Source organism: Larkinella insperata (assembly GCF_026248825.1).
Lineage (GTDB): Bacteria > Bacteroidota > Bacteroidia > Cytophagales > Spirosomataceae > Larkinella > Larkinella insperata.
This window is the reverse complement of record NZ_CP110973.1, coordinates 5,018,924-5,045,274: the sequence shown is the minus strand read 5'-3', so window position 1 is coordinate 5,045,274 and position 26,351 is coordinate 5,018,924. Positions and strand designations below refer to the sequence as shown.

The following is a 26,351-nucleotide window of genomic DNA, read 5'->3' as shown; positions in this document are numbered from 1 at the left end:
ACTTCCTTAACCTATTCTATGTGCTAATGGGAAGGTATTGGATTGACTATTGAATCTTACTCTTCTTAATAAGCTCTGACAAAAATTGGCTTTTTTCGCGATGAGCTTCGTTACCTCAAACCAGCGACCCCAAAAACCAGGTTGTTTACTCGGCCTTATTGTCTTTTCAAGCCAACCTTCGCAAAAAAATAACTCTTTACCTAGCCTCTTATAATTAACAATAAGTATTAATTTTCGGAGAAACATCATCTCCGCGGAAGCTAGTTTTCCATATGATGATATGAAAATTTTTCTATCCCGCCCTGTTTTTTATTTAAAACCGTAAATTATGTACATTTTAATCCAAAACCCGAATACCGACAATCCCGAAATTGTGCTTGATTCGACAGGACTGCTGCAGTGGTTTACAACGGAGGACGAGGCTTATGAGTATGCTTCCGCCCATCAACTCCAGGATTACGAAATCTTCAGATTAACCCGGGAATGATCGTCCGCCCGTTCGGCTGGCTCCTGTACGTTTCCGTATTGAGATCAATAAACTGCATTTATTTCCTGTCCGCCTTTCTCTCTACCGCCCGTCGGACGCTTTAACTCTGTCTACGTTTCTTACCCTTACCGCCTATCTGACGACTCATCTCGTTCAGCGCACTACTGTTTTGCACCTTTCATAGAAAGTAAAATTGAAAAGACTTTCGTTGCAGGGCCCGAATCTTACGCATTTTAATTTTTTTTAATCTTTTAAATTACTTATTGCACTTCGCATTCATCCAGAAGTATTCAATTTTTACCAGCATAAGTCTATTTATGCGTTTGCAGTGTAAATAAAAGCAAATTTTAGGGCATTATATCGCGATTCGTGCCACTGTCGCATCGTTTGCGAAATTTACTTCTATTCTTTTATTTCCATCCTCTTTCTTACGGACTCTGGTTTTAATAGCCTTTCGTAATCTTAAAATTTTAGATTTAAAACGCACGCTTTTGGCATGCTATCGAACAATACAAGATTTCAGAATCGGTTATACAATTCAATGAAACGCTACGCCACCATCCATTAAAAAGTAGAACTGGCCGGTTCCGCTTTTTACTAGATAGCACTCTTTTTTTCTTCAAATGTTATTTAAGCAGGATGAAATGTTTGGCTTCTCGGTGACTTCCTTTTTGTAGCTGTAAGAAATAAACCCCATCTAACTGCTGACTCAGATCGATGGTTTGCCGGTATGAGCCGCCTTTGCCTTCCACGGGTAGTTGCCAGACAACTCGTCCCAGCCTATCAACAATCCGCAACAGCGCCTTTTGGTTATCTTCCAACCCGAACGTGACCTCCAGTTTACCGGTTGACGGATTGGGAGCAATACCCAGTTTCCACTCGGGGTTTTCAGCGTTTACGAGACTCAACCGACCGACCGATGACGAACACGTAATGTTTTGGGGTGAGTTGGTCAGGACGTAGCTGCTTGCCTGCACGCGTGTACTGAGTTGATGCGGCTTGCCATCCCGCAAGCTGGCGGGTACCGGCAGGGCGAAGCCGTAATAGCCCGTGCTGCCCATAGCCTCATTCCGAAGTCCATCCAGATAGCCATTCGCCGGAGCGGTCGCCAGAACCGTGTTTCCTTCGAGCAGTTCAACGGTCAGGGCGGCATTGGGGTTGTTTCTGTCCCACACCCAGCCCACGGCAATCTCGCAGTTGAGCCCCTCCATGCGCCCCAAATACTCGTTGGCCGCACAGTTCAAGGTGCGGACCGATTCGGTCAACTGGTAGGTGCTGCCCTTGACCCGCAGGCTCACCTGGTGATGCTGCCCGTCCTTGAGAGCCGCCGGTATCGACAGACTGAAGCCGTAATAGCCCGTGCTGCCCAGGGCTTCGTTCTTCAGCCCCGCCAGGAAGGTATTGGCCGTAGCGGTGGCCCACACGGTATTGCCCTCCACCAACTCCACCGTCAGCGTCGACTGGGGGTTGTTCCGATCCCACACCCAGCCCACAACGGTTTTGCAATCCAGACCTTCCACGCGACCCAAGTACTGGTTGGCCGCACACTGAAGGCTTCGGGGCGAGTCGGTCAGGGCATACTGGCTCCCTTTCACCCGCGCACTCAGTTGGTGGACATTGCCATCTTTGAGCGTCCTGGGTATCGGTATACCGAAGCCGTAGTAGCCCGTGCTGCCCATAGCCTCATTCTTTAACCCCACTAAATACAGGTTGGCGGTTCCGGCAGCATAAACGATATCATTCTCAACCAATTCAACGGTCAGGGCGGCATTGGGGTTGTTTCTGTCCCACACCCAGCCCACGGCAATCTCGCAGTTGAGCCCCTCCATGCGCCCCAAATACTCGTTGGCCGCACAGTTCAAGGTGCGGACCGATTCGGTCAACTGGTAGGTGCTGCCCTTGACCCGCAGGCTCACCTGGTGATGCTGCCCGTCCTTGAGAGCCGCCGGTATCGACAGACTGAAGCCGTAATAGCCCGTGCTGCCCAGGGCTTCGTTCTTCAGCCCCGCCAGGAAGGTATTGGCCGTAGCGGTGGCCCACACGGTATTGCCCTCCACCAACTCCACCGTCAGCGTCGACTGGGGGTTGTTCCTATCCCACACCCAGCCCACAACGGTTTTGCAATCCAGACCTTCCACGCGCCCCAGGTACTGGGGTTCAGCACATCTTATTGTCTTGGGCGAACCCGCCAGCTTGTAATCCACCTGGTTCACCCGCACGCTCAATTGATGCTCTTTTCCGTCTTTAAAACCGGCGGGCAACGGAATAGTGAACCCGTACTGCCCCGTGCCGATGCCCTTGCTTTTCAGATCTTCCCGGAAACCACTGGCCGGGGCCGTCCCATAGACGGTATTGCCTTCGACCAGTTCCACCGTCAGAACCTCGTCCGGATGGTTCTGGTCCCAGGCCCAGCCCTGGGCGGTTTCGCAGCTTACGGCTTCCAGCTCGCCCCGGTGGCCGCAGGTAACCGATTGGGGTGAGTTGGTCAGCGCGTACGTACTGCCCCGCACCCGAACGCTCACCGCGTGAGTATTGCCATCAATCAGGCTGGCGGGCAATGGCAGACGAAACCCGTAGCTACCCGTTCCCGTTCCGGCATCGGCCAGATCCTGCCGGTACAGGCTGGCCACCGCGCTGGCGTGAACCGTCGTTCCCTCGACCAGCTCCACCGTCAAAGCCGCATTGGGGTAATTTTGGTCCCAGGCCCAACCGGTCACCGTCCGACAATCCACCGTTTCCAGCTTGCCGCGGTAGTTTACCGGCAAACCCGCCGATGTCAGGGCCGCCAAGGTGTACGCCCGGTAAAAATCCGGAACGATGCGCTGAACGGTGGTGATCGAACCGGCCTCGAGGCTGCTGGTTCCCCCCTGAATCGGCTGATCATCCACCACGGAGGTGATTTTCTCCCAGCGGGCAGTAGCCGGGTTCCACCCTACAATGCTCAGCAGCGATATGTTTTCGCCGGTCAGCTCCCCCAGTGCACTGGCCGCGTTCCAGGTCAGGGTAAGCCGGGTGGCGCTGGCTCCGTCTACATCCCAGAACTCCCGGGTACTGACCCGACCAACCGAGTTGTCTTTGCTTGTTGCCGGGAATGGACCGCCATCGGCCAGTGAACCCACCGACGGGTCTTTCCCAAAATAGGCCCCAAGCGTGCCCCCAGCATCGGCCCCGAAAGGTCGGTATGCACCCTGGTGGCCCACCGGAAACACAAACGGCCCGTTTCCGTATTTCTTCACGTAGCCATTGACATGCCGACCATTGCTGATTTCGCTCAACGGAACCGGCGAGGTAAAACTCACCAGCCCCTTGCGACCCGTTCGCTCCGTGGTAATAATGCCCCCCGACTGTCCGTAGCCCGCCAACGTGCTGATCAACAGCAACCCACTCACCCAAAGCCGTTTGTATCGGTTCTTCATCCGCATTCTTACTTAGCACTGGCCTTTTCAGCCCGTGATGTTGACGTTATAATTGCCCAGAAATTTCAGTTCCCCACCCCCCATGACGTTGATGTCACGGGCGGAAATGTTTTGGCCCACCTCCACAGTGTGCCCCGCATTGATCTGCACCCAGTCGGCGGAGGAAGGAACGCGCCCGTGCGACCAGATTTCCGGATTCAGCCAGGCTCCCGAAGCCAGCGTCTGGACGGTATCGGAGAAAAGCGAGGTGGTCGCGAAGTTTTTGAACAGGACCGCATCGGTTTGCGCCGGAGCCGTGCCAAACCAATCGGTCAGCATATCGGCGTACACCCGCCGGAAGTCGATTTGCATTTTGATATCCCGGTTGCTATCCCAGGCCGGGGGAACGGCCGGAAGCAGGCCGTTGACCAGATCCGGATTGGTGCCAATGAGCCTTCTTTTAATGCCCGTGCCAAATACAAACATCGGGGCGCCAATGCCGTGATCGGTGCCTTTGGAGGCATTGGAAGTAGCCCGCCGACCGAAATCCGAGAAGGTCATGCCCAGCACCTTGTCTTCGGTGCCCTGCGCTTTCAAATCGTTTTGAAAAGCCGCGATGGCATCGGATAGTTTCCGGAGCAGTTCGGCGTGGATGCCTTCCTGCGGATTGCTGCCCACCTGGTTGGCGTGGGTGTCAAAGCCGCCCAGTTCCACGTAGTAAATTTTCGAGCGCAGCCCGCCGTGAATCAACCGGGCCACAATTTTCAACTGCTCGGCCAGTTCGTTGGCGGCCGGATAGGGCGACAAGTTCCGCCCCGCTTCGGCCGCGGTTTTGATTTCGGCCGCGTAGCCAACGGCCAGCACCTGCTGCTGCCGGATGTAGGCAATCAGCTCTCCCGCATCACAGCACGGCAAATCCGTCTGTGGAGCGGTATCCGAAGCCCCGATGAGCTGGTAAAACGAATTAGGATCCTGGATGGTCACGCCCATCGACTGCTGATGGCCCAACAGGGCCGTGGTACTGATGAGCCCGATCTGTACGGCCAGCGGGTCCTCCATCTGGCTGTTGGGGTACTTATCGGGGTACCCCGGAAAACGATCGGCCAGATACCGGCCCGCCCAGCCGGAGGTGGCATACTGGGTAGAATCCACGCCGGTCATCCAGATATCGGTCGAGCGGTAGTGCGACAGGTCCGGGTTGGGATACGACACCGAATGGATCAGTGCCAGTTTGCCCTCGTTATAGAGCGTTTGCAGGCCACTCATGGCCGGGTGCAGACCGGTTTCCGCGTTTCCCTCCAGACGAAGGACGTTGTTTTCGGGGATGGCGATGTTGGGACGTAGCTGTTTGTACTGGGCGTAATACTCCAGCGGAATAACCGTATTCAGGCCGTCGTTCCCCCCGCCCAGGTAAACGATCACCAGTATACGATCGCCGTTGACGGCAGCGGTATTTTTCAGCGACTGCACCAGCGCCGAGCTTTTTGCCAGCGATTTGACCTGGAATCCGCCCAGCATTACCGGTAATGTCAGTGACGATGCGGCTTTGATAAACTCTCTTCTTTTCATAACGGTGACGCCAGCCCGCGGCTGAACGAGGTGTTTTGTGGACGGGCAGAAGCCGCCCGTATTAATTAAAATACCTGATATTCGGCCATGCGCAGCATGTATTTCAGCAGCGTCCGGCACCGCCACAAAACCACGTTCTGTCTGGCCCCATCGGCGGGTTCCGCCCGGTAGGCGTTCCACTCCCGAATCCAGGTGGTTCGCGGACTGCTGTTCATCATCATGATCGAATCGATCAGAAAATTCTGCTGCGCCGACGTTAATTCGGTGGCAAACAAATGCCGGGAAAAGTCGGCTAATACCTGCTCACTGGTGATGGCGGGCGTACCGGACACGTCGGTAAAGTTGGGTTGCAAATTCGTTAAGCGATTCAGTACATCGATACCCAACGTATAGCCCGGTTTGATCTGCACATAGGGGTAAACAAGGGTATCAGTGGCATTGGCCCGCAGCCCCAGCGTTGATCCATTGATCCAGTTTTTGGAAAACCCCGTCTGGAAGTAAGGCAAGGAGCCAAAGACCGTGGGCTGGTTCAGGAAGTTTAATTGCAGGCTTGCCATGCTGTTGCTCAGAAAGCCCATCATGTTTCGGAAGGGCCCGTACTCGGTGGCGCTGTCGGGCACGGGCTGGTTGAACAGCCGCACGGCGCCGATCACAAACTCAGCCGGGGATTTGACGATGGCTCCCACGTTGCGGGCTTCAAAAAACAACTGGCTGGTCAGCAATTTTCGGAGCACGGGAGCAATGGCGTAGTTATTTTCCGAACTGGCAAAGAAGACCGCCAGCGGCCTGATTACCTGATCTTCTATCTCCTGCGTTACATTCGGATTGACGTACCAGCGGTAAAGCTTACGGCAGATAAACCGCGGGGTTTCGGGGTGGCTCAGGAGCATGTTGACCAGATCGGCCAGTTCGGCCTCGCCCGCCGACGGGTCACTGCGGCCCGCAATGGTGGTGTAATTGTAGTGGGCGGAAAACAATTTCGGGTCCGGGTCGTGCCGGGCCGGATTAAAAACCGCCCCAACGCTGGTTGATCCGGCCTTCATAAAATTGGTTACCTGCCAGCCGGTCAGCACCTGGGCTGCCGATTTAACGTCCTGTTCGGTATAATTGGGCTGGCCGGCGAAGTTTTTCTGGCCCACCGTAAACAGCTCCTGCAACTCGCGGCCGTAATTTTCGTTCGGATGCTCCTTGGTGTTGTCGTTGCCGTTTTGAAAAATGAGCATGGCCGGATCTTTGGTGATACCAACGACCAGCTCCCTGAAATTGCCCAGTGCGTTGGCCCTTAAAAAACCAAGATACCGGTCGGTGCAGCGGTAATCGACGACCTCCCGGTGGGCGGTTACAAAGTGGTTCTGCCAAAACGCCGTCAGCTTTTCCAGCAGAGACGGGTGGCCGTTTTGCTCGGTCATCAACCCGATCCACCAGTACTGAATGTAGGAATAATAGGTAAACGCCCGGCTGGCATCATAGGGTTTGGTCAGGAACGGCTGACCCGAGTCGGGTCGCCCCTCTTCCAGTTCGACGGGCGGGGACGGCGCTGCCCGGTAGGCGGCATTATTCAGCAAACGGTCGAACGCCTGGCTGGCGGTCAGGCCGGTAAAGTCGGCGATTTCGTGTTGGGTAGGTCCAAACGTGGTCCTGCGTAACAAATGGGCGGCCGCCTGGGCGGAAAGGGAAACCGTATAGGTATCTAAATAGGCCATAGTACCTGATTAAAGAGCGCGTTTAATGCAGGCTTAGTATGCAGATAAATCATTTGTACTTACAATGAAAGGCAGTAATAAATACAGAGAAATAAACTGTAAAAAGTCTCCATCTTTTGAAAACAACTGACCCATCATCAAGCAAATTTTATACCGTTACTCCACTGTTCTTCGTACCTAAAAGTAACTTTTCTTTTTATCGCTAGATGTATAAACAGCCATGTGACTTCGTAGTTAATTTCTCTTCCAGATTAGTAGTTAAACAAAATAACCTAGGCATTATCACGCACGGTACGGGCCAGTTAATGTCTTCCAACTAACCTTTTAAATTATATAAATATCGCTTTATACTCTATTTTCAGGCAAGTTTTAAACCGGCTGTACTGACGATCAATGGTAGAAGAAACCGATCTAGGAAAAATTATAGCCAACGAATTGCCCCGCCCCATTTGACCATAGCGCTGACGATGGGCGGACCTGCTTAAAACGCGGGGTGTTAAAAATGCGGGTTGAGCGTTCCAACGGTTCTTTTATCCTATCGGAACCGTTACGTCGACGGGGTTTCCTCTTCCGTCTTCATGGCTTGCCGAACCCGTAAGTAACCCATCCTCAGAAACATTCGCTCAGTAGCGTCGATTTGCGGACCGAGGGCTGCGGTTTTTTCCGCCTGTTCTCTGACGTTTCTTTCGGCATTAGCTAGTTTCATTTCCAGCTCGTTTCGGCGAATGGTATTTTCTAGATAAATGGCTACGCCATTGACATATCCTGACACCGAGCAGGTGTCGGCCACCTCGGCGGACACCTGGCAAACAACACCTTGGTGTAGAAAGCTTTTGCTGAAAACTCTCATCCGTTTAGAAACAAGTTGAAACTATTTACATCCGGCGATGTATCAACTTCTAATCACAATACATTGTTTAAACTTGTCTGGTAAATTTAAACTAACATGACTAACCTCCTGGCAGAATTTATAAAGTACAAGGAAACGCAGGACAGACCTTCACATTAGTCCGTACTCCGCCTTACCACATCTGCCTTATTTTTTCTTCCGGAGGATTTTTACTAAAAGCCTTTCTCTATTTCGTATCTAAAATCCTCCTGCAAATTCAGTTTATATTTCTGTTTGCAAATTCTAGACGCCTGCCGTTCGATGGCGCTTTCGGCGATAATGGGTTTAGCACCCGCATCATTGCATAATATTTCGATTTGCCGCAATCCTTTCCGAAATAAAATCCGCTTAAGCAGTCGGGATCGTTCATTCCGCATTTCGCCATAAAATGCGTCGGGATGGATGTTTTTGGTCAGGTAGGCTTCGCTGAATTGCAGACCGTGTTCCTGGGCCTGCCGGATCATCCAGAGCAAGGCGTTATCCGACAGTCCGGCATCGGCGTACCCTCCCCCGATGTTGCTGTGAATACCGGCAAACCAAACCTGTTTTACGGTTTGCCCGCTGCCCAGGCTGGTTTCATTCCAGAGCGTCGGCATAAACGACCGGCGGTTTTCGTCGATGGATATGGCGTGGTAGGCCGCTTTCACTTTGGGGTTAAGGTCGGCATTTAAAAACCGGTAGACGCCCAGAAACCGGCTGTTCAACCAGTGGGCCAGTTTCTCCGGAAACAGCTCTTTCGGGATCGGAAACGGTATACCCAGCGCCCCAACAGTATCCCAAACGCCGATCATTTCGATGCCGGGATGGTAGCAATCGTGGTTCTGCTGGTACTCGTCAATGGGAGCCTGCGTCTTCTGCGCTTTCATTTTCTGATAGGCTCCCTGCAATTCCCGGAGGGTGTTCTGCGACGCTTTCGCTTTCTGGTGCGATTCCTCAACGGGCCGGTTTTCCGCGGTTGTGATGGCGGGCTGCTCGTGCCGGGTGCGAATCAGCTCCGGATTCACCAGGTCCTTGTTCAGCCCAAAATTGCAAATCAAACCGGCCAGACTGCGGACCGTGTAGGCGCCCCGGCTAAAGCCAAACAAATAGATTTTATCGCCGGGCTGGTAGCGTTCGGCAATGAAATGGTAGCAGTCAAAAATGTTCGTCATCAACCCGTTGCCGGTCAATCCCCCCAGCAGCCGATCCAGCCAGCCGTTGGTGCCCACTCCCAAATCGTAATAAATATCTTCCTGATCGGGCCTTTTAGCCAACGCCAGGGCGCGGGCAATTTTTACGACGTTGGTCGGAACCAGGCTACCCCGGTCGAGTTGCTCGGGTTCGTTCCAGGTGCCGTCTGCGCAGATGATAATTTTCTTGCTCATAATTTTTGGGGTTTGGCAGACAAAAATTACTGAAAAAGAGCACCTAACGGATGATATTTTTATTAAGCGTAGCAGTAGCGAACTTTAACAGCCCAAGCCCACCGGCCCGCTTCAATCAACAAGCTGAAAATAGTTTACGATTGCCCGGTTTGTGGACAATAAATAGGTGCCAGAATCATTATATATTTGCTTAAAAAAACCATGACCATGAGTTAATATATCATCCAGGACCGATTTCTTAATTGAAGTAGCCGACACGCGTAACGGTTTGAGTAGCACGGGTTTGGCTTCCTCTTGCCGCTTCTCAACAGCCAGAAGCCTATTTATTCAATCAATTAACTAGTAATCAGTTGTTTACTATGTATTCTGACCTAAACAATTTGCCTGGATGGACGCCAAGAATTCCATCCAAACGCGGTCAAACGCTCCTTTCCAGGACGCTCATTTTTCTCTTTTTTTTGCTGGCGGTAACGCTGACGGGCCGGGCGCAAAACGCCAGTGCCGTTTCCGGAAAAGTAGTTGATTCACAAGGAAATGCACTACCGGGCGTTTCGATTATCGTCAAAGGAACGACCACCGGAACGACCACCAATCCCGACGGGACGTTTCAATTGCAGGTACCGTCAACGGCCACTGCTCTGGTTTTTTCGTACGTAGGGTTTGCATCCCAGGAAGTAACCCTGAACGGCCGGTCCAGCGTGACGGTGACGCTGCAGGAAGACAACAAAACCCTGAACGAAGTGGTTGTGGTCGGCTACGGATCGCTGAACCGCAAAGAGGTTTCCAGCGCCATTACTCACTTGTCTTCCAAGGACTTGCTGCGCGTGGGAAGCAACAGCCCGCTGATGGCCATTCAGGGTAAAGTATCCGGCCTATCGGTGACCAACACGGCCGCGGCCGACCCCAACTCGACGCCCAACATCCAGCTTCGGGGGGTGTCATCCCGGAGTGCGGGGCTGGGGCCGCTGTTTGTCATCAACGGCGTTCCGGGCGGTAACCTGGACAACATCAACCAGAACGAAATCGAATCCATCGACGTCCTGAAGGGCGGGGCGGCTTCGGCCATCTACGGAACCCGGGGTAGTAACGGGGTGATTGTCATCACGACCAAAAAAGGAACGGCCGACTCCCGGATTTTTTACGATGGCTACACCGCCTTTGATTTTATCACCAACAAACTTTCGGTGCTGTCGCGGGATGAATTTCTGGCCAACAACCGGGGGGTAGACCTGGGCGGTAATACCGACTGGATGAAAACCGTTAGCAACAACCCGGCTTTTTCGCAGAAACATACCCTGCAATTTTCGGGCGGTAACAACCGGACCAATTATTTCACGTCGGTCGATTACCGGAACGCGAACGGTATTGATCTGCGGTCGTCGAAGGAAGAATACGGCGGGCGGGTGAACATCAACCACAATTCGGCTAACAACCTGTACGCCATTACGTTCAGTGCGGCTCCCCGGTATGCAAAAACAAACCTGGCGGATTACAGCGGCTTTAACTACGCCCTGACGCTCAACCCGACGCAGCCGGTTTATGACAACAACGGACGGTATGCCTACATTACTTCGGGTTTCTTCGCCAACAACCCGGTGGAGCGCGCCCGGGAGGTTCGTTCCGAGCAGGAAATCAAGTACCTGGACCTCAACGCTTCGTTCCGGCTGAATCTGCTTGACAACCTGTATTCAACGGTCACCATCGGCCAGGTCAACTCGTCGTTCCGGAATTACAATTTCACGCCTTCCACGCTGACGACGGTTCTCAACGGCAGTGGCCGGAATACGGCTTCGCAGGACCTGGACGAAAACGACCAGAAAAGTTTTGAGTGGACGGGCAATTACGCGCTGGAAGCGCAGAAGCATTCCGTCAAACTCCTGGGCGGTTATTCGTACCAGTTGTTTACCTCATCCGGTTTCGATGCTTCCAACCAGCTTTTTCCGTCCAACGTGCTGACGTATAATAACCTTGGTTCGGGAACCTGGAACCTGACCTCGGGCGTCAACGGCGTAGGTTCGTATCGGAACAGCTCGAAGCTGATTTCGTTTTTCGGACGGGTCAACTACGATTACGATCAGAAATACTACCTGTCGGCCAGCCTTCGGCGGGAAGGGTCGTCCAAGTTCGGTTTTAATCACAAATGGGGAAATTTCCCGGCGGCTTCGGCGGCCTGGCGCATCACCCAGGAATCGTTTTTGCAGGGCATCCCCTGGCTGAACGAACTGAAGCTCCGGGCGGATTACGGCGTAACCGGTAACCAGGACTTTGGCAATTACCTGTCGCTCGACACCTACAGCGGGTACGGTTATTACCTCTACAACGGAACGTCGTACCAGGTTTGGGGGCCCAGCCAGAACACGAATTACAACCTCCGGTGGGAAAGAGCCATCAACTTCAACGTCGGTCTCGACTTCGAACTGCTCAACAGCCGGCTTACCGGGAGTCTGAACTACTACGTCCGGACGAACAAGGACCTCTTGGGCAACTATTCGGTGCCCAACCCGCCCAACATTCAGGGAACGACGTTTGCCAACGTGGGCACGATGAAAAACTCGGGACTGGAAATCCAGTTGAACGCAGGCGTAATCAACCGGAAGGATTTCAGCTACAACCTTGCCTTCGTGGGGGCCACCAACAGCAACAAGTTTGTTTCGTTCTCGAACGAAGCCTATCAGGGCCAGAACTACATTGATGTGGTGGGCATGCCCGCGCCGGGCAGCCCGGGTAACATTCAGCGGTTGCGGGAAAATACCCGGATCGGTAGCTTCTACGCGCTGCGCTCGGCGGGCGTCGACGAATCCGGAGCATTGCAGGTGTACGATAAAAACGGCAACATCATTCTGGCCAACCGGGCTACCAACGACGACCGGCAGTTCGTAGGCAACGGGCTTCCCAAATTTACGGGTAGTTTGAGCAATAATTTCCGATACAAGCAGTGGGATCTGAGCGTCTTCTTCCGGGGCACTTTCGGCTATGACCTGTTCAATACCTACGCCTTTTACCTGGGAACACCGGCCACCCAGCAAAACGCCAATACCCTGACGTCGGCTTATGACGGCGGTAAATACTCCAAACTAACCAACGCGGCTACGTATTCGGCCCTGTCGGATTACTTCCTGGAGTCGGGCAGTTTTGTGAAGCTCGACAACGTAACCCTCAGTTATACCCAGCCGTTGAAGCTGAAATTCCTGCAATCGGTTCGTATTTACGCGACCAGCCGGAACCTGGCCACGTTCACCAAATTCACCGGGGGCGATCCGGACCTGATTCAGGTAAACGGTCTGTATCCGGGTATCAACCAGAGTGATAACAATGGCACGCTGAATTATTACCCCTCGACGACACAACTGCTGCTGGGTCTTCAACTTACTCTTTAATCGGCTAACCAACCATGAAACGCATTTCTTTTATAACTCCCATCATCCGCTGGACGGCACTCTCGCTGCTCCTGGTCGTCAGCAGTTGCACCAACCTGGATGAAGTTCTGTACGACCGGATTACGTCCGAAAACTTTTTGCAAACCCGGGCCGACGTCACGCGGGATTTTCTGCGGGCGTTTGAACACTGTTACTGGAGCATCCAGGGCGGCAACACGTTTATGCTTCAGGAAAACAGCACCGATGAACTGATGACCATCAACCGCCAGGGCGACTGGTTCGACGGCGGACAATTCCAGCGCGTGCATTACCACACCTGGACGCCCAACGACGGCTTTACCAACGACGCCTGGAACGCGCTCTACCAGGGCGTAAACCTGGCCACCAATTCGCTGGAAGATTTGCAGGGCATTACCGACCCCGCCAAATTCGAAATGACCCAGGCCGAACTCGACGGTATGATTGCCGAGCTTAAAACGCTGCGGGCCTGGCTGAACATCCGCCTGCTGGACCTCTACCGCAACATTGTGCTGGTTACCAAAATCAAGGGCGAAACCCAGGGCGGTCCGCAGGTGCCCCCCCAGGAGGCTCTGGCCTTCATCGAACAGGAACTGAAAGACGCTCTGCCGAAACTGCCGACCCGCCAGAGCCTGGGCGAAAACGCCGTTGGTCGCTGGACCCAGGGCGGAGCAGCCGCTTTGCTCGCCCGGTTGTACCTGAACGCGAAAGTCTATACCGGAACCGACCGGTTTGCGGATTGTGCGGCCGTGTGCCAGGATATTATTGCGGGCAAATACGGCAACTACACGCTGGAAACCCGCTGGGATGCGCCGTTTGATTACAACAACGCCAACTCGTCGGAAACGATTTTCGGGTTCCCCGGCAGCTTCGGCTTAACCCACTGGCAATACGACGGCGGCATGTACTGGTGGGCGCTGCCCATTCAAGCCCCCCGCTACTTCGGCTTCACCGACTGGGGCGATTCCAACCCGAAATACGCGTTGCAGCCGGGCCGGGATGTCGACAGCGTGGAGTATAAGTTTGCGCTCGGAAAACCGTTCATTAAATTCCAGAAATACGCCGACGATTACCGGGTTAAAAAGTATAAGAATCTGGGAAACAGCAAGCGGGAAGGCATGTTTTTGTACGGCTACCTGCCCTACGTCAATTCCAGTGGCCGGGTCGATACGGTTCGGGGGAATAAAGGCCCCTACCCGCTTTACTTCCGGGATCAGGTGGGAATGTTCCTGGGCGCAAAACCCGGCACCAAAATCGCCGATAAAGAATCGAACATGAACCACGGCGATCACAGCTCGGGCGTTTTCCCGGTCAAGTATCCGTTCTACCCCAGCGACGATCCAAACAAGATTGCCTCGGCCTACGCCGAAATCCGGCTCGCGGAGATTTATTATTCCCTGGCCGAATGCAAGTACCGGGCGGGCGACAAGGCCGCAGCCGCGGTGCTGCTCAATACGGTTCGGGCCCGAAACTACCCGGCGGGTTCGCCGAGTTTGTACAAGCCCGACGGCAGCCAGCTAACCGATCAGGAAATGCTGGACGAATGGGGCCGCGAATTCCTGGTTGAAGGCCGCCGACGCACCGACCTGATCCGCTGGGGCGTGTTCAATACCGGCACGTGGTGGGACAAGCAGCCCGATGCCGACGATCACACGGCGATTTTCCCCATCGGCCAGAACGTCCTGAACGTGTCGCCCCAGCTTAAACAAAACCCGGGTTATTAATCGGTTGCTTTAAACCGGCTAACTATTTTTACGTTAAACAGCCGCCCCGAAACGCGTTTTCGGGGCGGCTGTTTTTTGAAGTAAACCCTTCTCTGATTCCCGAATCGTCAGGCGAAAAAGCCGACCAAACCGCGCGTAACGCGAACGCTCGCAGGCCGTCTGCTGTTAGTTAACCAGTGCATTCATCTTCATACGTTAATGACTTCAACGCTGACAACGCATTCTGTTCTGACCGGTTTTATTATTTTTCTGACCCATTTCATTCGCTACGCCCTCGTGGCGGGTCTGGCGTACAGCATCTGGTACGGCTGGCGGAAGAAAACGCTGAGTTTCCGGAAGATTCAACGGCGCTTTCCGAAAAACAAGGACTATCAGCGCGAGATTCTCTACTCGGCCGGGACGGCCATCATTTTCACGCTGGTTACGCTGGCGATGATGCAGCCCGTAATTCGCGAACATACCCTGATTTACAAAAGCTGGTCAACGTACGGAACGCTGTACGGTATTCTGTCTTTTTTCGGATTGATTCTGCTGCACGACACGTATTTTTACTGGTCGCACCGGGCGATGCACCATCCCCGGCTTTTCAAGGTATTCCACCTGGTTCATCACAAATCGACCAACCCTTCCCCCTGGGCCGCCTACGCCTTCCACCCGCTGGAAGCCGTCGTTGAAGCCGCCATTGTGCCGCTGGCAGCCGTCCTTCTGCCCCTGCATCCACTGACGATTTTCGCCTTTCTGTTTTTCATGATTGTGTACAACGTCTACGGGCACCTGGGCTGGGAGCTGTACCCGTCTTCCTTCAATCGGCACTGGCTGGGCCGGTGGCTCAACACGTCGGTCAGCCACAACCAGCACCACCAGTATTTCACGGGCAACTACGGGCTGTATTTCCGGTTCTGGGACGAATGGATGGGCACCACGCGCCGGGATTATACTGCCGCTTTTGAGAAAGCAACCCGCCCGGGACCCGACACGTCCGGCAAACCGGTTTCCCAGAAATCCCCTCTTGGTTCGGCCCCGTCGGAGCGCCCGGCAACATTTTAGTCAGCCTGTAAAGCCGAAATGGGTTGGGTTTCGACCGGCAGGTAGACAATAAAGGTACTGCCCTGCCCCGGCTTGCTGACGGCCGTAATGGCCCCGCCGTGGTTCAAGGCTACTTTTTCGCAAATGGCCAGGCCGATGCCGGTTCCGGCGTATTCACTCCGCCCGTGCAGCCGCTGAAACACTTCGAAGATGCGTTCGGTGTATTTCTCTTCAAAGCCAATACCGTTGTCGGCCACCTCAATGCGGTGGTAAGCCACTGCGCTTCGGGACGGTTTAATCGAAATTGGCAGGTCCGCCGAAGCCAGTTCGTGCGCGCTGACCTGAATCACGGGGGCGACCTCGGCCCGCCGAAATTTCAGGGCGTTGCTGATCAGGTTTTGAAAAAGTTGCCGCATCTGGGAAGAGTCGCCGTACACGATGGGCAACGGCCCGACCGTCACGGTTGCCACGGCTTCCTGAATTGTCAAATCGATGTCCGTGAGTACCTGATTCACCACGTCCGTCAACGCGATGGGACCGGCCATGTCCCGCCGGGTTGTCAACCGGGAAAAGGCCAGCAAATCCCGGATGAGCGTCGACATACGGCTGGCCGCCGACTGCATCCGCTCCAGGTAATCGGTGCCTTCGCCCAGTTGCTCCGCAAACTGTTCCTGCAACAGGGTGCTAAAAGACATAATTTTGCGCAACGGCTCCTGCAAGTCGTGGCTGGCCACGTAGGCAAACTGCTGCAAACTCTGGTTGGACCGCATCAGGAGCCGGTTGGTTTCGGCCAGATCGTCGTTCGTTACGGCGAGTTCTTCGTTGATGGCGGCCAGTTCATCGTTGGTCGCTTTCAACTTCTCGGCCAGAATGCGTTGCTGCTTGTAGCTATCGTGCAAGGCCCTTTCAGCCGCTTTTCGCTCCGACAGGTCGCGCGTAACCTTTGAGAAGCCGATGAGCGTTCCGTCCGAATTATACACCGCCGTAATGACGATGTTCGCCCAGAACAGGCTGCCGTCTTTGCGCAGCCGCCAACCCTCCTCTTCGTACTTCCCCACGTCTTTCGCAATTCTTAATTCGTTCGCGGGCTTGTTGTTGAGCAGGTCCTCCTGGGTGTAGAAAATCGAAAAATATTTACCGATAATCTCCTCGGCGCTATACCCTTTGATTCGCCGGGCGCCTTCGTTCCAGCTGATTATACGCCCTTTGTCGTCCAGCATGAAAATACCGTAGTCGGTCACCTGCTCGACCAGGGAACGGTAACGCTCTTCACTCTGGCGTATGACTTCCTGAGCCTGTTTCCGTTCGGTCAGATCCCGGGTTACTTTCGAGAAGCCAATGTGTTTGTTTTGGTCGTTGAACAGGGCCGTGATCACGACATTGGCCCAGAAAACCGAGCCGTTCTTTTTGACCCGCCAGCCTTCCTCCTCGTACTTGCCAGTTGCGATGGCTATTTTCAGTTCGCGCTCGGGCTTCCGGCTTTCGAGGTCTTCGTGGGTGTAGAACGTGGAGAAATGCTTGCCAATAATCTCATGGGACCGGTACCCTTTTGTCCGTTCGGCTCCTTCGTTCCAGGTTGTGATGTAGCCGTTTACATCCAGCAGAAATATGGCGTATTCCCGCACGCCCTGGACCATCAGCCGAAACCGCTCTTCGTTTTCCCGGAGGGCCACATCGCGTTGCTTTTTATCCGATGTGTCGCGCAGCAGGCAACTATAGCTCATGAGCGTCTGCTGTTCATCGAACATGGGCGCCAGGGTTACTTCGGCCCAAAAAGGGGTCCGGTCCTTTTTCAGTCGCCACCCTTCGACAATCAGCTTTCCATTTTTACGGGCCTGACTTAGTTCATACTCCGTCCGGATAAAGTCATTCGCGTTGGGATAAAGCCGGTCAAACGGTTGGTTGATCAACTCAGAATGGGTATACCCGGTCAGGGCCGATGCCGCCGGGTTAGCGTACGTAATACAACCATCAATATTGAGTATCAACAGGGCTTCAGGAATATTTTGAAGCAGAAATTCTAGATTCGGTAACATGGCAAAAGCAAAGACCGCAGGACTTTTCTGGGGCCATGAAGGTACAAAAATTAAACAATGAACCGGAAACTAGCCAGCTAGCCGGACAGTAATCCTTTTTTGCGGCCTTGAAGGGCTACATTTCAGTATCAATAAGGCTCCTGCATCCGGACGCTAAATCCACACTCCCTGGTGGTAACGGCATAGACTGAACGCAGGCTCAAAACGGAATGGCTGGTTCGGCTTTTTTGAGTAAACTGATTTAGGAAGATAAAGATTATGAATCGATGGAAATAATTATTTTTCTGGCCCACTCCGCTCAAAACCATCTCCTGATCGGGCCGAAACCCGAAAAGGCACTTAGCCCGTGGCCGGACCTATTGACCAGAGGACAGTCAGATAGCTAAATCTATTGCCTGGTAGCAGGGCTGCGCAACAAAGCGCTCCAGTGGTTGGTTACTGTTTCATCCGATGGCACTGACTCCGCTGCTTATGTTACCTCAATCTGGTTGGGCGAAATGGCCCGTTTACCTCTTTTTCACCCTTCTGCCTTTGCTTATCCACCCGGTTTTGGCTCAGGACAGCACCCTGGTGCAAATCAATCCCGATAGTAGCATTGCTTCCCAAAAACCGTACCTGAAGGGTGTCGTTCAACGGGTTGGGCAGGACGGTGTCAGTGCCTTTCACACCATCGTCAAATCCTACGCCCGGCCCCTGCACTGGCAGAAGCGGGATTTCCTGCGCCTGGGCGGGGCTCTGGCCATCTCGGCAGCCGGATTATTGGTTGAACAGCGGTTGTATACGTTCACCCAGCAGAACCAGACTGCCACCCTCGACCACCTCGAACGCGTCGGCTTCCGGCTGGGCCAGCCCCAACTCAACTACCCCATCATGCTTACGCTCTGGGGCAGCGGGGTGCTCCTCAACAACGACTGGCTGCGCGATACCGGCATCATGGTCATTGCGTCAGTAACCACCTCGGGATTGATTCAGACGGCTTCCAAGGAAATCTTCGGCCGCCCCCGCCCGAATACCGGTATGGGAAATGTAGCCCTTCGTCCGTTCGGTGGTCCGGCGTACCATTCTTTCCCGTCGGGGCACGCCAGCCTGGCTACGGCCACGTTCTGGGTGCTGGCCAAACAAGTCAACTGGGTTCCCCTGAAAGTGGTCTTTTACGCGTTACCCCTCATCACGGGGGCTTCGCGCATCTACGCCGGGGCGCACTGGCTGTCGGATGTTTTCCTGGGCACGGCCCTGGGCATTGCTTTTGCCGAAAGCGTCGTGCGGATTTATCCCCTGGTCAAAGCCAACCGCAAATACTCCCTTAAACTGGCTCCCGGCCCAGGGGGAATCGGGTTACTCGTCCGTTATTAATGAGCCATCACCAAGCCACCACCCGGCATCATGAAACCGTAGCGCCGTAAACCACACGATTCAAAACGGTCTGCAAACGGGTCTTGGTATAAAATAGACCTGCCTAATTCGCCAGGGTTGCCAAAAAGAAACCCATCCGGAAAATAGCCGGATGGGTTTCTTTTGCAATTGGTTCTTATCGTGGTTATTCCTGAGCCGACGGAAAGCCTTTGTGCAGCAATGCGGCCAGTTCCTTTACCCGGTCTTTGTGGGAAGCCTGCTGGGCCAGGTTCGTAAATTCGTCCGGGTCGGTCTGGTGGTCGTACAGTTCAGCGCCGGCTTTTCCTTCGTCCCACTCGGTATACCGCCAGCGTTCGGTGCGGACGCTGCGCCCAAAAATGGTATTGCGCCGGACTTGAGAATACGCCGGTTTGGTCCAGGAGGCATTCGGATTTTTGAGCAGTGGCACCAGGCTTTTCCCGGCCAGACCGGACGGAGCCGCCAGTCCGCACAGTTCCGCCAGGGTCGGATACAGGTCAACGAGTTCGACGGTCCGGCCGGACGTTTTTCCCCGCACGCCACCCGGCACGGATATCAGCAGCGGGACGCGGGCCGAGTTCTCGAAAAGGCTCTGTTTCATCCATTGCCCGTGCTGCCCGACATTGTAGCCGTGATCGCTCCAGAGCACCACCACCGTGTTGTCCGTGAGTTTAAGCCGGTCCAGCGCATCCAGCAGCTTCCCCACCTGCGCGTCCATGAACGAAATCGAAGCGTAGTAGGCCCGTTGCGCTTCCCGCCGTTCGGCTTCACCCAGTCCCCAGTGCGACGGTTTGGTAAACAAGGCCGCTTCGGGCACGTCGTCCAGGTCGTTCTCTATTTCCTTTGGCAGTGTAATTTGGTCCAGCGGGTACAGGTCATAGTATTTTTTAGGTGCTACGTACGGGCAATGGGGCCGGAAAAACCCAACCGCCAGAAAGAACGGTTCGTCTTTTTTCTGCTCCAGCAGCCGGACGGCTTCGTTGGCAATCAGTCCGTCGGTTTGTTCGTCGTCCGTACCGTCGGCGGCATACCAGGCCAGCGCGCTACCCAGCGCCCGGTTTGGAGTCAGGTTTTTCACCTGCGATTCTTCGACTTTATCGCGGCCTTTCGGATTGATTACCTGATTCCAGGAGACGGGATCATCCAGGCCGTCCGTGCCAATCTGCCCCGGTACGCCGTAGTGAAAAATCTTGCCGATGCGGGCGCTGAAGTACGCATTGTTTTTAAACAGCTGCGGCAAGGTGACCACATCGGGCAGGTTCTTGCGGAAATGCGTTTGCAGTTCGTAAATCCGGGTCTGGTCCGGTCGGTAGCCCGTCAGGAGCGACGAGCGGCTGGGGCTGCACAGTGGGAACTGAGTGTAGGCCCGGTCAAACTGGATACCCCGGCGGGCCAACCGGTCGATGTGGGGCGACTTCACCAGGGGGTTCCCGTAACAACCCAGGTCGTTGTTCAGATCGTCGACGGCGATAAACAGGACGTTGTATTTTTTCTTCGCCTGAGCAGGCGGCTCAATGGGTTTCAGGCCCGTCAGCAGCAGGAAACTCAGCAACAACAAGCCGCTGGTCAGCAGTACCGGCCCGGCCAATCTTTTGGGCTTTTTACGGATAAGCACTAGAAATTTTCTCATCGTGAATTGGGGTTATTCGGTAAGTTTCAGATCAATACCGGGCTTAAAGTCGCGTTCGGAAAAAACTGTCAGGTATCTTCGGTAGCGGGTCAGCCATTAGCCATTTCGATAAAATCTATATAATAACTATATTACAAAGATACAGCATACACAGGCAATTGTGTCCGGCAATCCGCGCATGGTTGTTTAATCTCCTTAATTGATGGGCAAAAGTGAGTATGTATTTTTCTTTTTACAAACTTTTGGCCCAAAAAATAGCGAGCCAAACCACCTTGGAAAGCCAATCGGTTGCGGATTGGCACGATGACTAAGCACTTACCAGGCATAGGATTGGGGTTCGGAGTTCTTCCATAATGCAAAATGGGTTGCAGCGCTTGCGCGCTGCAACCCATTTTTTCAGGTAAAGAAACCGCCTTCTAGTTACTCACTGGTATAAGTGTTACCGGGTAACGATCACCTTTTCGGTCACCGAACGCCCGCACTGCTGGATGCGCACCACGTACAAACCCGCCGGCAACTGACCCAGCCCCAGCTGAACCTGGCTCTCCGAGGTGATCTCCACCGGCAGCCTCAGCTCGGCTGTGCCCTGCAGCACCGTCACCTTGAAATCCGCACAGCGCGGGTTGACCCCCGCGATCGTCACCCCGGCGCTGGTGGGGTTGGGGTACGCCTGCACCCGATAGGACCCTTCGGCGCTGACCTCTGCCCCCGCCAACCGGGCCGACGAGCCGCCGGCCAGAATCTCGATGGCGCACACCTTGGCGTTGTTGACGCTGCCGTTCTGAAACTGCACATTCAGTGTACCGTCACTGACCGACACCTCAAAGCTCTCCTGGACCGCCCGCCAGCTGCCCCCCGCCCGGGCGGCAATGTCGTACTCGGTCAGCTTGCGCTGGCCCTCGATGTTGACGTTGAACTTGCGCTGGTTGCTGCCGCTGGCGTAGATCTCGGCAAAGTGCAGAACAACCGTGTAGGTGCCGTTGCTAACGGGAAAGTTGTAGCTGAAGTTGCCGTAACGTTCGGTTTGGTACAGCGCATCCTGGGTCGTGTTGGTGATGTCCCCCGAGCGGCTGAAGGTACTGCCCCCGCTGGCGTAGCTGTCGGCACTGTAGACCTTGCCGTCCGAGGTGGTGAAGCTGCCGCCCCCGGCATTGGTGCGGTAAGGCAGGGCCAGACCCGAGCCGGCCCCCACCACCTCGATGGCGCACACCTTGGCGTTGTTGACGCTGCCGTTCTGAAACTGCACATTCAGCGTACCGTCACTGACCGACACCTCGAAGCTCTCCTGCACCGCCCGCCAGCTGCCCCCCGCCCGGGCGGCAATGTCGTACTCGGTCAGCTTGCGCTGGCCCTCGATGTTGACGTTGAACTTGCGCTGGTTGCTGCCGCTGGCGTAGATCTCGGCAAAGTGCAGAACAACCGTGTAGGTGCCGTTGGCAACGGGGAAGTTGTAGCTGAAGTTGCCGTAACGTTCGGTTTGGTACAGCGCATCCTGGGTCGTGTTGGTGATGTCCCCCGAGCGGCTGAAGGTACTGCCCCCGCTGGCGTAGCTGTCGGCACTGTAGACCTTGCCGTCCGAAGTGGTGTAACTGCCGCCCCCGGCGTTGACGCGGTAGGTGCTGGCCGGGGTGGGAGCCGCAGCCACGCGGATCACAAAATCGTCGCTGACCTGGCCGCCCTGGCCGTCACTGGCCGTGACCCGCACGGTGAGTGTGGTGGGGGCGGTGGGCACCCCGCTGAAGCTGCGGCTGGCGGGCGAGAAGGTCAGCCAGGCCGGCAGGGCGGCTCCGCTGGCCAGCGTGGCGCGGTAGCTCAGCGCGTCGCCGTTGGGATCGCTGAAGGTGTTGGTCGGGAAGCTGAAGCTGAAGGGGCTGCCCACGGTGGCGGTTCGGTCGGCGATGGGGTTGGCCACCAGCGGGGGCTGGTTGGTGGGGGTGCTGCCGGAGGTGCAGCGGGTTTCGGCCGCGTTGTGGGCGGAGGCCACGCTCAGCGAGGAGTGGACCAGGACCAGGCGGTCGATGAGGTGGGCCGCCGAGCGGGCCGAGACCTGGAGCTTGTAGACGCCCGGGCTGTTAAACTCAACCACCACCTGCATCGGATCGCGGTCGCTGACCCAGGAAGCCCAGGCCCAATCCCAGACACCCGCGTTGAAGTAGACCTTAAACCAGCCGTCGCCCCCGGCGCCGTTGGGGTTGGGGGACTTGCCCGAGCCGTAGGGGTAGACGCGCCGGGTGCCTTTCTCGCCGTAGAAGTTGCTGGCGTCGGGGAAGCGCAGCCAGGTGTCGTTGTGTTCGGTCAGGGAGGTGCCCCGGCCCACGCGGTTGCGCCATTGGAAGATGTACTTGCCGGTGCGGTTGATTCGGACGGTGGTTTCGATCAGGCCCACGCCGGTGCGCGAGAAGTTTTCGGCGCCGGTCCATTCGATGTAGCCGCTGCCGGTGAAACCGCCGGCGGAGGTGGCTTTTCGCCAGCCGGAGGGCAGGCTGAGGTTTTCGGTTTCGATGACGACGATGCCGTTTTTTTCCTCGTAGGGCGCCGGGCAGGTGCTCCCCTGGGCGAATGCCGTTGGACCGGTTCGCAGGACCCAAAAGCAGATGAGTACAAGGTAAATGCAGTTTTTCATAAGGACTTTGAGGTTTAACTTACTAGCGATTGTAACTAATTAATTGCATTTGAAAACCGGAAAACTATGTAAGAGAAGCATGGCGGGCTCCGGTGGGCCGCTGCCATTCCGTTTTTTTTGATTTCTGCCGAATCCGTTGGCGAAGACTTAAAAAGCAGATGAAGTCCGCACGGCTAAAGTACCCGGCAGGCCATCAAGGTGGTTGCTAAAAAAACTTTCCCTGACACCCTGCCGGTTTGTTTCGATCAGTCTACCTTCAGCACTTTCAGGGTTCGGCTCTGCTGCGGGGTACTGACCCGCAGAAAAAACAGACCCGCAGCCTGCCCCGAAACCAACAACCGGTGCTGTTCGTGCGCGGCCGCTTCCGGAATGAACTGCTCGGCAACAATTTGACCTTTTGGATCGATCAGCCTGACCTGCAGCGGCTGGCCTGTAGCTCCCTGTACTTCGACGTCTACCCTATCCTGTTGAATGGGATTACCCAACACCTTGACCTGCAGCCCCGTTTGCTCGGCGGTTCCCGGATTGGCTACCGCGACCGGTATGGTCCGGGCCGGATTGGCCGAACCCGTTGCTGGCACAATTTCAATGGCGCAGACCTTGGGATTCTGTGATGCTCCCGGACTGAAAGCAATGGTCAGAATACCGTCGCTGACCGTCGCTTCAACCGTTTCCTGAACGGCTTTCCAGGCCCCGCCCGCCCGGGCCAGGATGTCGTAGTCGGTCAGTTTACGCTGCCCTTCGATGTCGACGTGAAACTTGCGGCTGGTGGTGCCGTTGATCACCTTGGCGTACGTTTCGGCAAAGTGCAGGATAACGTTGTAGGAACCGTTATTCACCGGAACGTTGTAGCTGAAATTGCCGTAACGTTCGGTCTGATAAAGTGCATCGTCGGTGGTGTTGTCGATCGGCACGTTCCCGACGGTTGTGGTGCTGCCACCTGTAACGTAAGCGTCGGCGGCAAACTGCCGACTTCCCGATGCCAGAAAAGTTGGTCCTCCGGCGTTGATTCGCACACTTTCTGCTGTGGGTCCGAAGACCTCGATGGCCGAGACCTTGGGCTGGTTGGCCGAAGCCGTGAAGTCGATGTTGAGCACCCCATCTTCCACCCCTACCTCAAACGTCTTGACCACCGCCCTCATGCTGCCCACCTCCCCCAGGATGTCGTAGTTGGCCAGCTCCACGGCTCCCCCTTCCAGGTTCGCGCTGAACACCCGCTGACCCGCACCTCCCGCACGGCCCCCAGTGGCTCCCCAGTAGATCTCGGCAAAGTGCAGCCGCACCGTGTACTGACCCGCCACCGCCACCGGCAGGGCAAACCCAAAACTGCCCAGGTTGCTCGTGGCGCTGTATTCGGTCAGGTAAAGCACGTCGTCCTCGGTGTCGGCAATGGATGTCACCTTGGTATTGGTGTAAGACTTGCCCCCGGTGAAGTACTGGCTACCGCTCCAGGAAACCCCGTTGCTGACCACCGCCGGACCGCCCGCGTTGATGCGCGCCACCACCGGACCCACACCCCCCGCATCACTCCCCTCCACCCTCAAGTGCACCGTCACCGACGCCGGACGGTAACCAGCCGCCCGCGCCACCACCGTGTGACGGTACTCCCCCGCCACCAGCCCCGACGCGTCCAGCGTCAGCGCCACCGGCGTGCCGGCCTCATCGGTGCCACCCGCCAACGTTTCCACCCTAAGCCAGCCCGGCAAGCCCGCCGGATCGATCGTGTAGGGCGTCGCGTCCGAGTAGGTCCCCACCAGCGGCTGCAGCCGCACACGCTGGCCCACCCGCGCGCGGGCCTCCAGTTGACCCGGCCAGAAAGCCAGCTGGGAGTTGCGGGTGCGCGTAAGACTTTTGATCCAGCTGGCCTCCTGGCTCTGCTGGCTGCCCGGCGCCCCCCCGTGGGAGACAATGTACTGGTCGTCAATCACCTTGGCCGAGGCCGCAATCAGCGCCGTCGGCAGCTGATCGATGATCGCCCAGCTGTCGGTGGCCGGGTCGTACTGCAGAATGTTCTGGCCGCTGCGCTCCCCGCCCGTCACCCGGATCATGCCGTCCAGCGAAAAGCTGCCCGGTTCGATGTGAGAGGTGGCAAAGGGCAGCTCCTTTTTGGCCGTCCAGGTGTCGGTGGCCGGGTCGTAGGCGTGCACCAGCTTCTGGTCCTGACCGCCCCCGCAGTCGTGGCCCAACTGCCCGCCGATGGCGTAGATCAGCCCGCCCACCGTCACGGTGCCGAAGTGATTGCGGGCCACGGGCAAGGGCGCCAGCCCCGTCTGCCAGCCGGCCGCGGGCTTGTCCAGGTCATAGACGTAGTGGTCGGCCTTGTCGTCGTTGCAGACGGCGGCCCCGAAGCCCCCAAAGAAGTGCAGCCGGCGGCCCACCCGCACCAGGCCCCCGGCGGCCCGGGGGGCGGGCAGGGACGGGCCCGGGCTCCAGGAGTCGGTCGTCAGGTTGTAGAGCCAGACCTTGTCGGTGACCGGTCCGGGGTTGTTGCCCACGCGGCCGCCGGCGATCCAGACGATGTTGTCGACCAGGGCGATGCCGTTGTGGGTGACGGCCTGGGGCTTGCCCTGGGGGTCCAGGGGCATGGGGGCGAAGTACGTCCAGGTGTTGGTGGCCGGGTCGTAGACTTCGTTGGAGTTGTTGATCTGGAGTTTGGGGGTGAGCCCGGCGAAGACGTAGATTTTCTTGTTATAGACGATGCTGGGGGCCTCCACGCGTTTGTTGTGGGCGGGGGCGCGGGGTGTCCAGACGGGGTAGAGGGGGTCTTGCTGGGCCGGGGCGGCCGCCAGCGGGCGCGGGGCACTCAACCCCAGCAAAGCCAGCAGTAGGTAGATAAAACTAAGAAATGGTAGACGTGGGTGCTTCATACAGATGATAAAAGATGGGTACACGTTTGTATTACAATGGATTTATTCAGAAACGGGTGACGTATATGGCGTTCTGTATGCGACACAGGCTTTGCACGGTTCATTTAGTCGATCAGGAACGGCATTGGTTCTGGCTACAAATTGTCAAGACCAACGCGCCCCTCACCACAGGACACCTACTTTAGCGTTGAGATTGACATCTAGTGACCTTATGATCAACTGCTTGTATCTAGAGCAAGTAGCTGGGTTGAACTATAAGAGGAAGCAAGTCG

The 26,351-nt window shown here is 55.8% G+C and carries 14 protein-coding genes; 5 read left to right on the top strand and 9 right to left on the bottom strand.

Annotated features, from left to right (window positions below):
• Positions 1–328: 328 nt before the first annotated feature.
• A complete protein-coding gene (locus OQ371_RS20350) occupies positions 329–487 on the top strand; it encodes a hypothetical protein (RefSeq protein ID WP_265990168.1) in 159 nt (52 codons plus the stop codon).
• 626 nt (positions 488–1,113) lie between these two features.
• On the opposite strand, the gene OQ371_RS20345 is transcribed toward OQ371_RS20350, so the two are convergent.
• The 5 genes from OQ371_RS20345 to OQ371_RS20325 form a co-directional block, all read right to left on the bottom strand.
• Positions 1,114–3,903 (bottom strand): T9SS type A sorting domain-containing protein, encoded by a 2,790-nt coding sequence (locus OQ371_RS20345; protein WP_265990166.1) that lies wholly within the window; start codon positions 3,901–3,903, stop codon positions 1,114–1,116.
• Positions 3,904–3,930: 27 nt separating this feature from the next.
• Entirely contained in the window at positions 3,931–5,451 is a 1,521-nt protein-coding gene (locus OQ371_RS20340; protein WP_265990165.1) for a DUF1501 domain-containing protein, read from the bottom strand.
• 65 nt (positions 5,452–5,516) lie between these two features.
• On the bottom strand, positions 5,517–7,154 hold the full coding sequence (locus tag OQ371_RS20335; RefSeq protein WP_265990164.1) for a DUF1800 domain-containing protein: 1,638 nt from the start codon (positions 7,152–7,154) through the stop codon (positions 5,517–5,519).
• Between the two features lie 547 nt (positions 7,155–7,701).
• Positions 7,702–8,004 (bottom strand): hypothetical protein, encoded by a 303-nt coding sequence (locus OQ371_RS20330; RefSeq protein ID WP_265990163.1) that lies wholly within the window; start codon positions 8,002–8,004, stop codon positions 7,702–7,704.
• A gap of 212 nt (positions 8,005–8,216) precedes the next feature.
• Positions 8,217–9,407, bottom strand: coding sequence for a T6SS phospholipase effector Tle1-like catalytic domain-containing protein (locus tag OQ371_RS20325; protein ID WP_265990162.1), 1,191 nt, complete (start codon positions 9,405–9,407; stop codon positions 8,217–8,219).
• A gap of 359 nt (positions 9,408–9,766) precedes the next feature.
• Between OQ371_RS20325 and OQ371_RS20320 the strand changes: the two genes are divergently transcribed.
• The 3 genes from OQ371_RS20320 (at position 9,767) to OQ371_RS20310 (ending at position 15,573) form a co-directional block, all read left to right on the top strand.
• Positions 9,767–12,784, top strand: coding sequence for a SusC/RagA family TonB-linked outer membrane protein (locus OQ371_RS20320; RefSeq protein WP_265990161.1), 3,018 nt, complete (start codon positions 9,767–9,769; stop codon positions 12,782–12,784).
• 14 nt (positions 12,785–12,798) lie between these two features.
• On the top strand, positions 12,799–14,526 hold the full coding sequence (locus tag OQ371_RS20315; protein ID WP_265990160.1) for a RagB/SusD family nutrient uptake outer membrane protein: 1,728 nt from the start codon (positions 12,799–12,801) through the stop codon (positions 14,524–14,526).
• A gap of 198 nt (positions 14,527–14,724) precedes the next feature.
• Positions 14,725–15,573, top strand: coding sequence for a sterol desaturase family protein (locus OQ371_RS20310; RefSeq protein WP_265990159.1), 849 nt, complete (start codon positions 14,725–14,727; stop codon positions 15,571–15,573).
• On the opposite strand, the gene OQ371_RS20305 is transcribed toward OQ371_RS20310, so the two are convergent.
• Entirely contained in the window at positions 15,570–17,588 is a 2,019-nt protein-coding gene (locus OQ371_RS20305) for a PAS domain-containing sensor histidine kinase (protein ID WP_265990158.1), read from the bottom strand. The two genes, OQ371_RS20310 and OQ371_RS20305, sit on opposite strands and share 4 nt — an antisense overlap.
• A gap of 471 nt (positions 17,589–18,059) precedes the next feature.
• On the opposite strand from OQ371_RS20305, the gene OQ371_RS20300 reads away from it, so the two are divergent.
• Positions 18,060–18,941: a phosphatase PAP2 family protein gene (locus OQ371_RS20300; RefSeq protein WP_265990157.1), complete on the top strand. Its 882-nt coding sequence runs from the start codon at positions 18,060–18,062 to the stop codon at positions 18,939–18,941.
• A 184-nt stretch (positions 18,942–19,125) separates the two neighbouring features.
• On the opposite strand, the gene OQ371_RS20295 is transcribed toward OQ371_RS20300, so the two are convergent.
• The 3 genes from OQ371_RS20295 to OQ371_RS20285 form a co-directional block, all read right to left on the bottom strand.
• Complete coding sequence (locus OQ371_RS20295) at positions 19,126–20,589, bottom strand: sulfatase (RefSeq protein ID WP_265990156.1); 1,464 nt, start codon at positions 20,587–20,589, stop codon at positions 19,126–19,128.
• 439 nt (positions 20,590–21,028) lie between these two features.
• Positions 21,029–23,212 carry a malectin domain-containing carbohydrate-binding protein gene (locus OQ371_RS20290; protein WP_265990155.1) on the bottom strand — a complete coding sequence of 728 codons (2,184 nt, stop codon included), beginning with the start codon at positions 23,210–23,212 and terminating at the stop codon, positions 21,029–21,031.
• Positions 23,213–23,457: 245 nt separating this feature from the next.
• Positions 23,458–26,079 carry a malectin domain-containing carbohydrate-binding protein gene (locus OQ371_RS20285; protein ID WP_265990154.1) on the bottom strand — a complete coding sequence of 874 codons (2,622 nt, stop codon included), beginning with the start codon at positions 26,077–26,079 and terminating at the stop codon, positions 23,458–23,460.
• Between the last annotated feature and the right edge of the window lie 272 nt (positions 26,080–26,351).

What these genes read in the sequence shown, in the direction of transcription:
- OQ371_RS20350 (WP_265990168.1), top strand. Translation starts at nt 329, where the DNA reads ATGTACATTTTAATCCAAAACCCGAATACCGACAATCCCGAAATTGTG.
- OQ371_RS20345 (WP_265990166.1), bottom strand. Translation starts at nt 3,903, where the DNA reads ATGAAGAACCGATACAAACGGCTTTGGGTGAGTGGGTTGCTGTTGATC.
- OQ371_RS20340 (WP_265990165.1), bottom strand. Translation starts at nt 5,451, where the DNA reads ATGAAAAGAAGAGAGTTTATCAAAGCCGCATCGTCACTGACATTACCG.
- OQ371_RS20335 (WP_265990164.1), bottom strand. Translation starts at nt 7,154, where the DNA reads ATGGCCTATTTAGATACCTATACGGTTTCCCTTTCCGCCCAGGCGGCC.
- OQ371_RS20330 (WP_265990163.1), bottom strand. Translation starts at nt 8,004, where the DNA reads ATGAGAGTTTTCAGCAAAAGCTTTCTACACCAAGGTGTTGTTTGCCAG.
- OQ371_RS20325 (WP_265990162.1), bottom strand. Translation starts at nt 9,407, where the DNA reads ATGAGCAAGAAAATTATCATCTGCGCAGACGGCACCTGGAACGAACCC.
- OQ371_RS20320 (WP_265990161.1), top strand. Translation starts at nt 9,767, where the DNA reads ATGTATTCTGACCTAAACAATTTGCCTGGATGGACGCCAAGAATTCCA.
- OQ371_RS20315 (WP_265990160.1), top strand. Translation starts at nt 12,799, where the DNA reads ATGAAACGCATTTCTTTTATAACTCCCATCATCCGCTGGACGGCACTC.
- OQ371_RS20310 (WP_265990159.1), top strand. Translation starts at nt 14,725, where the DNA reads ATGACTTCAACGCTGACAACGCATTCTGTTCTGACCGGTTTTATTATT.
- OQ371_RS20305 (WP_265990158.1), bottom strand. Translation starts at nt 17,588, where the DNA reads ATGTTACCGAATCTAGAATTTCTGCTTCAAAATATTCCTGAAGCCCTG.
- OQ371_RS20300 (WP_265990157.1), top strand. Translation starts at nt 18,060, where the DNA reads ATGTTACCTCAATCTGGTTGGGCGAAATGGCCCGTTTACCTCTTTTTC.
- OQ371_RS20295 (WP_265990156.1), bottom strand. Translation starts at nt 20,589, where the DNA reads ATGAGAAAATTTCTAGTGCTTATCCGTAAAAAGCCCAAAAGATTGGCC.
- OQ371_RS20290 (WP_265990155.1), bottom strand. Translation starts at nt 23,212, where the DNA reads ATGAAAAACTGCATTTACCTTGTACTCATCTGCTTTTGGGTCCTGCGA.
- OQ371_RS20285 (WP_265990154.1), bottom strand. Translation starts at nt 26,079, where the DNA reads ATGAAGCACCCACGTCTACCATTTCTTAGTTTTATCTACCTACTGCTG.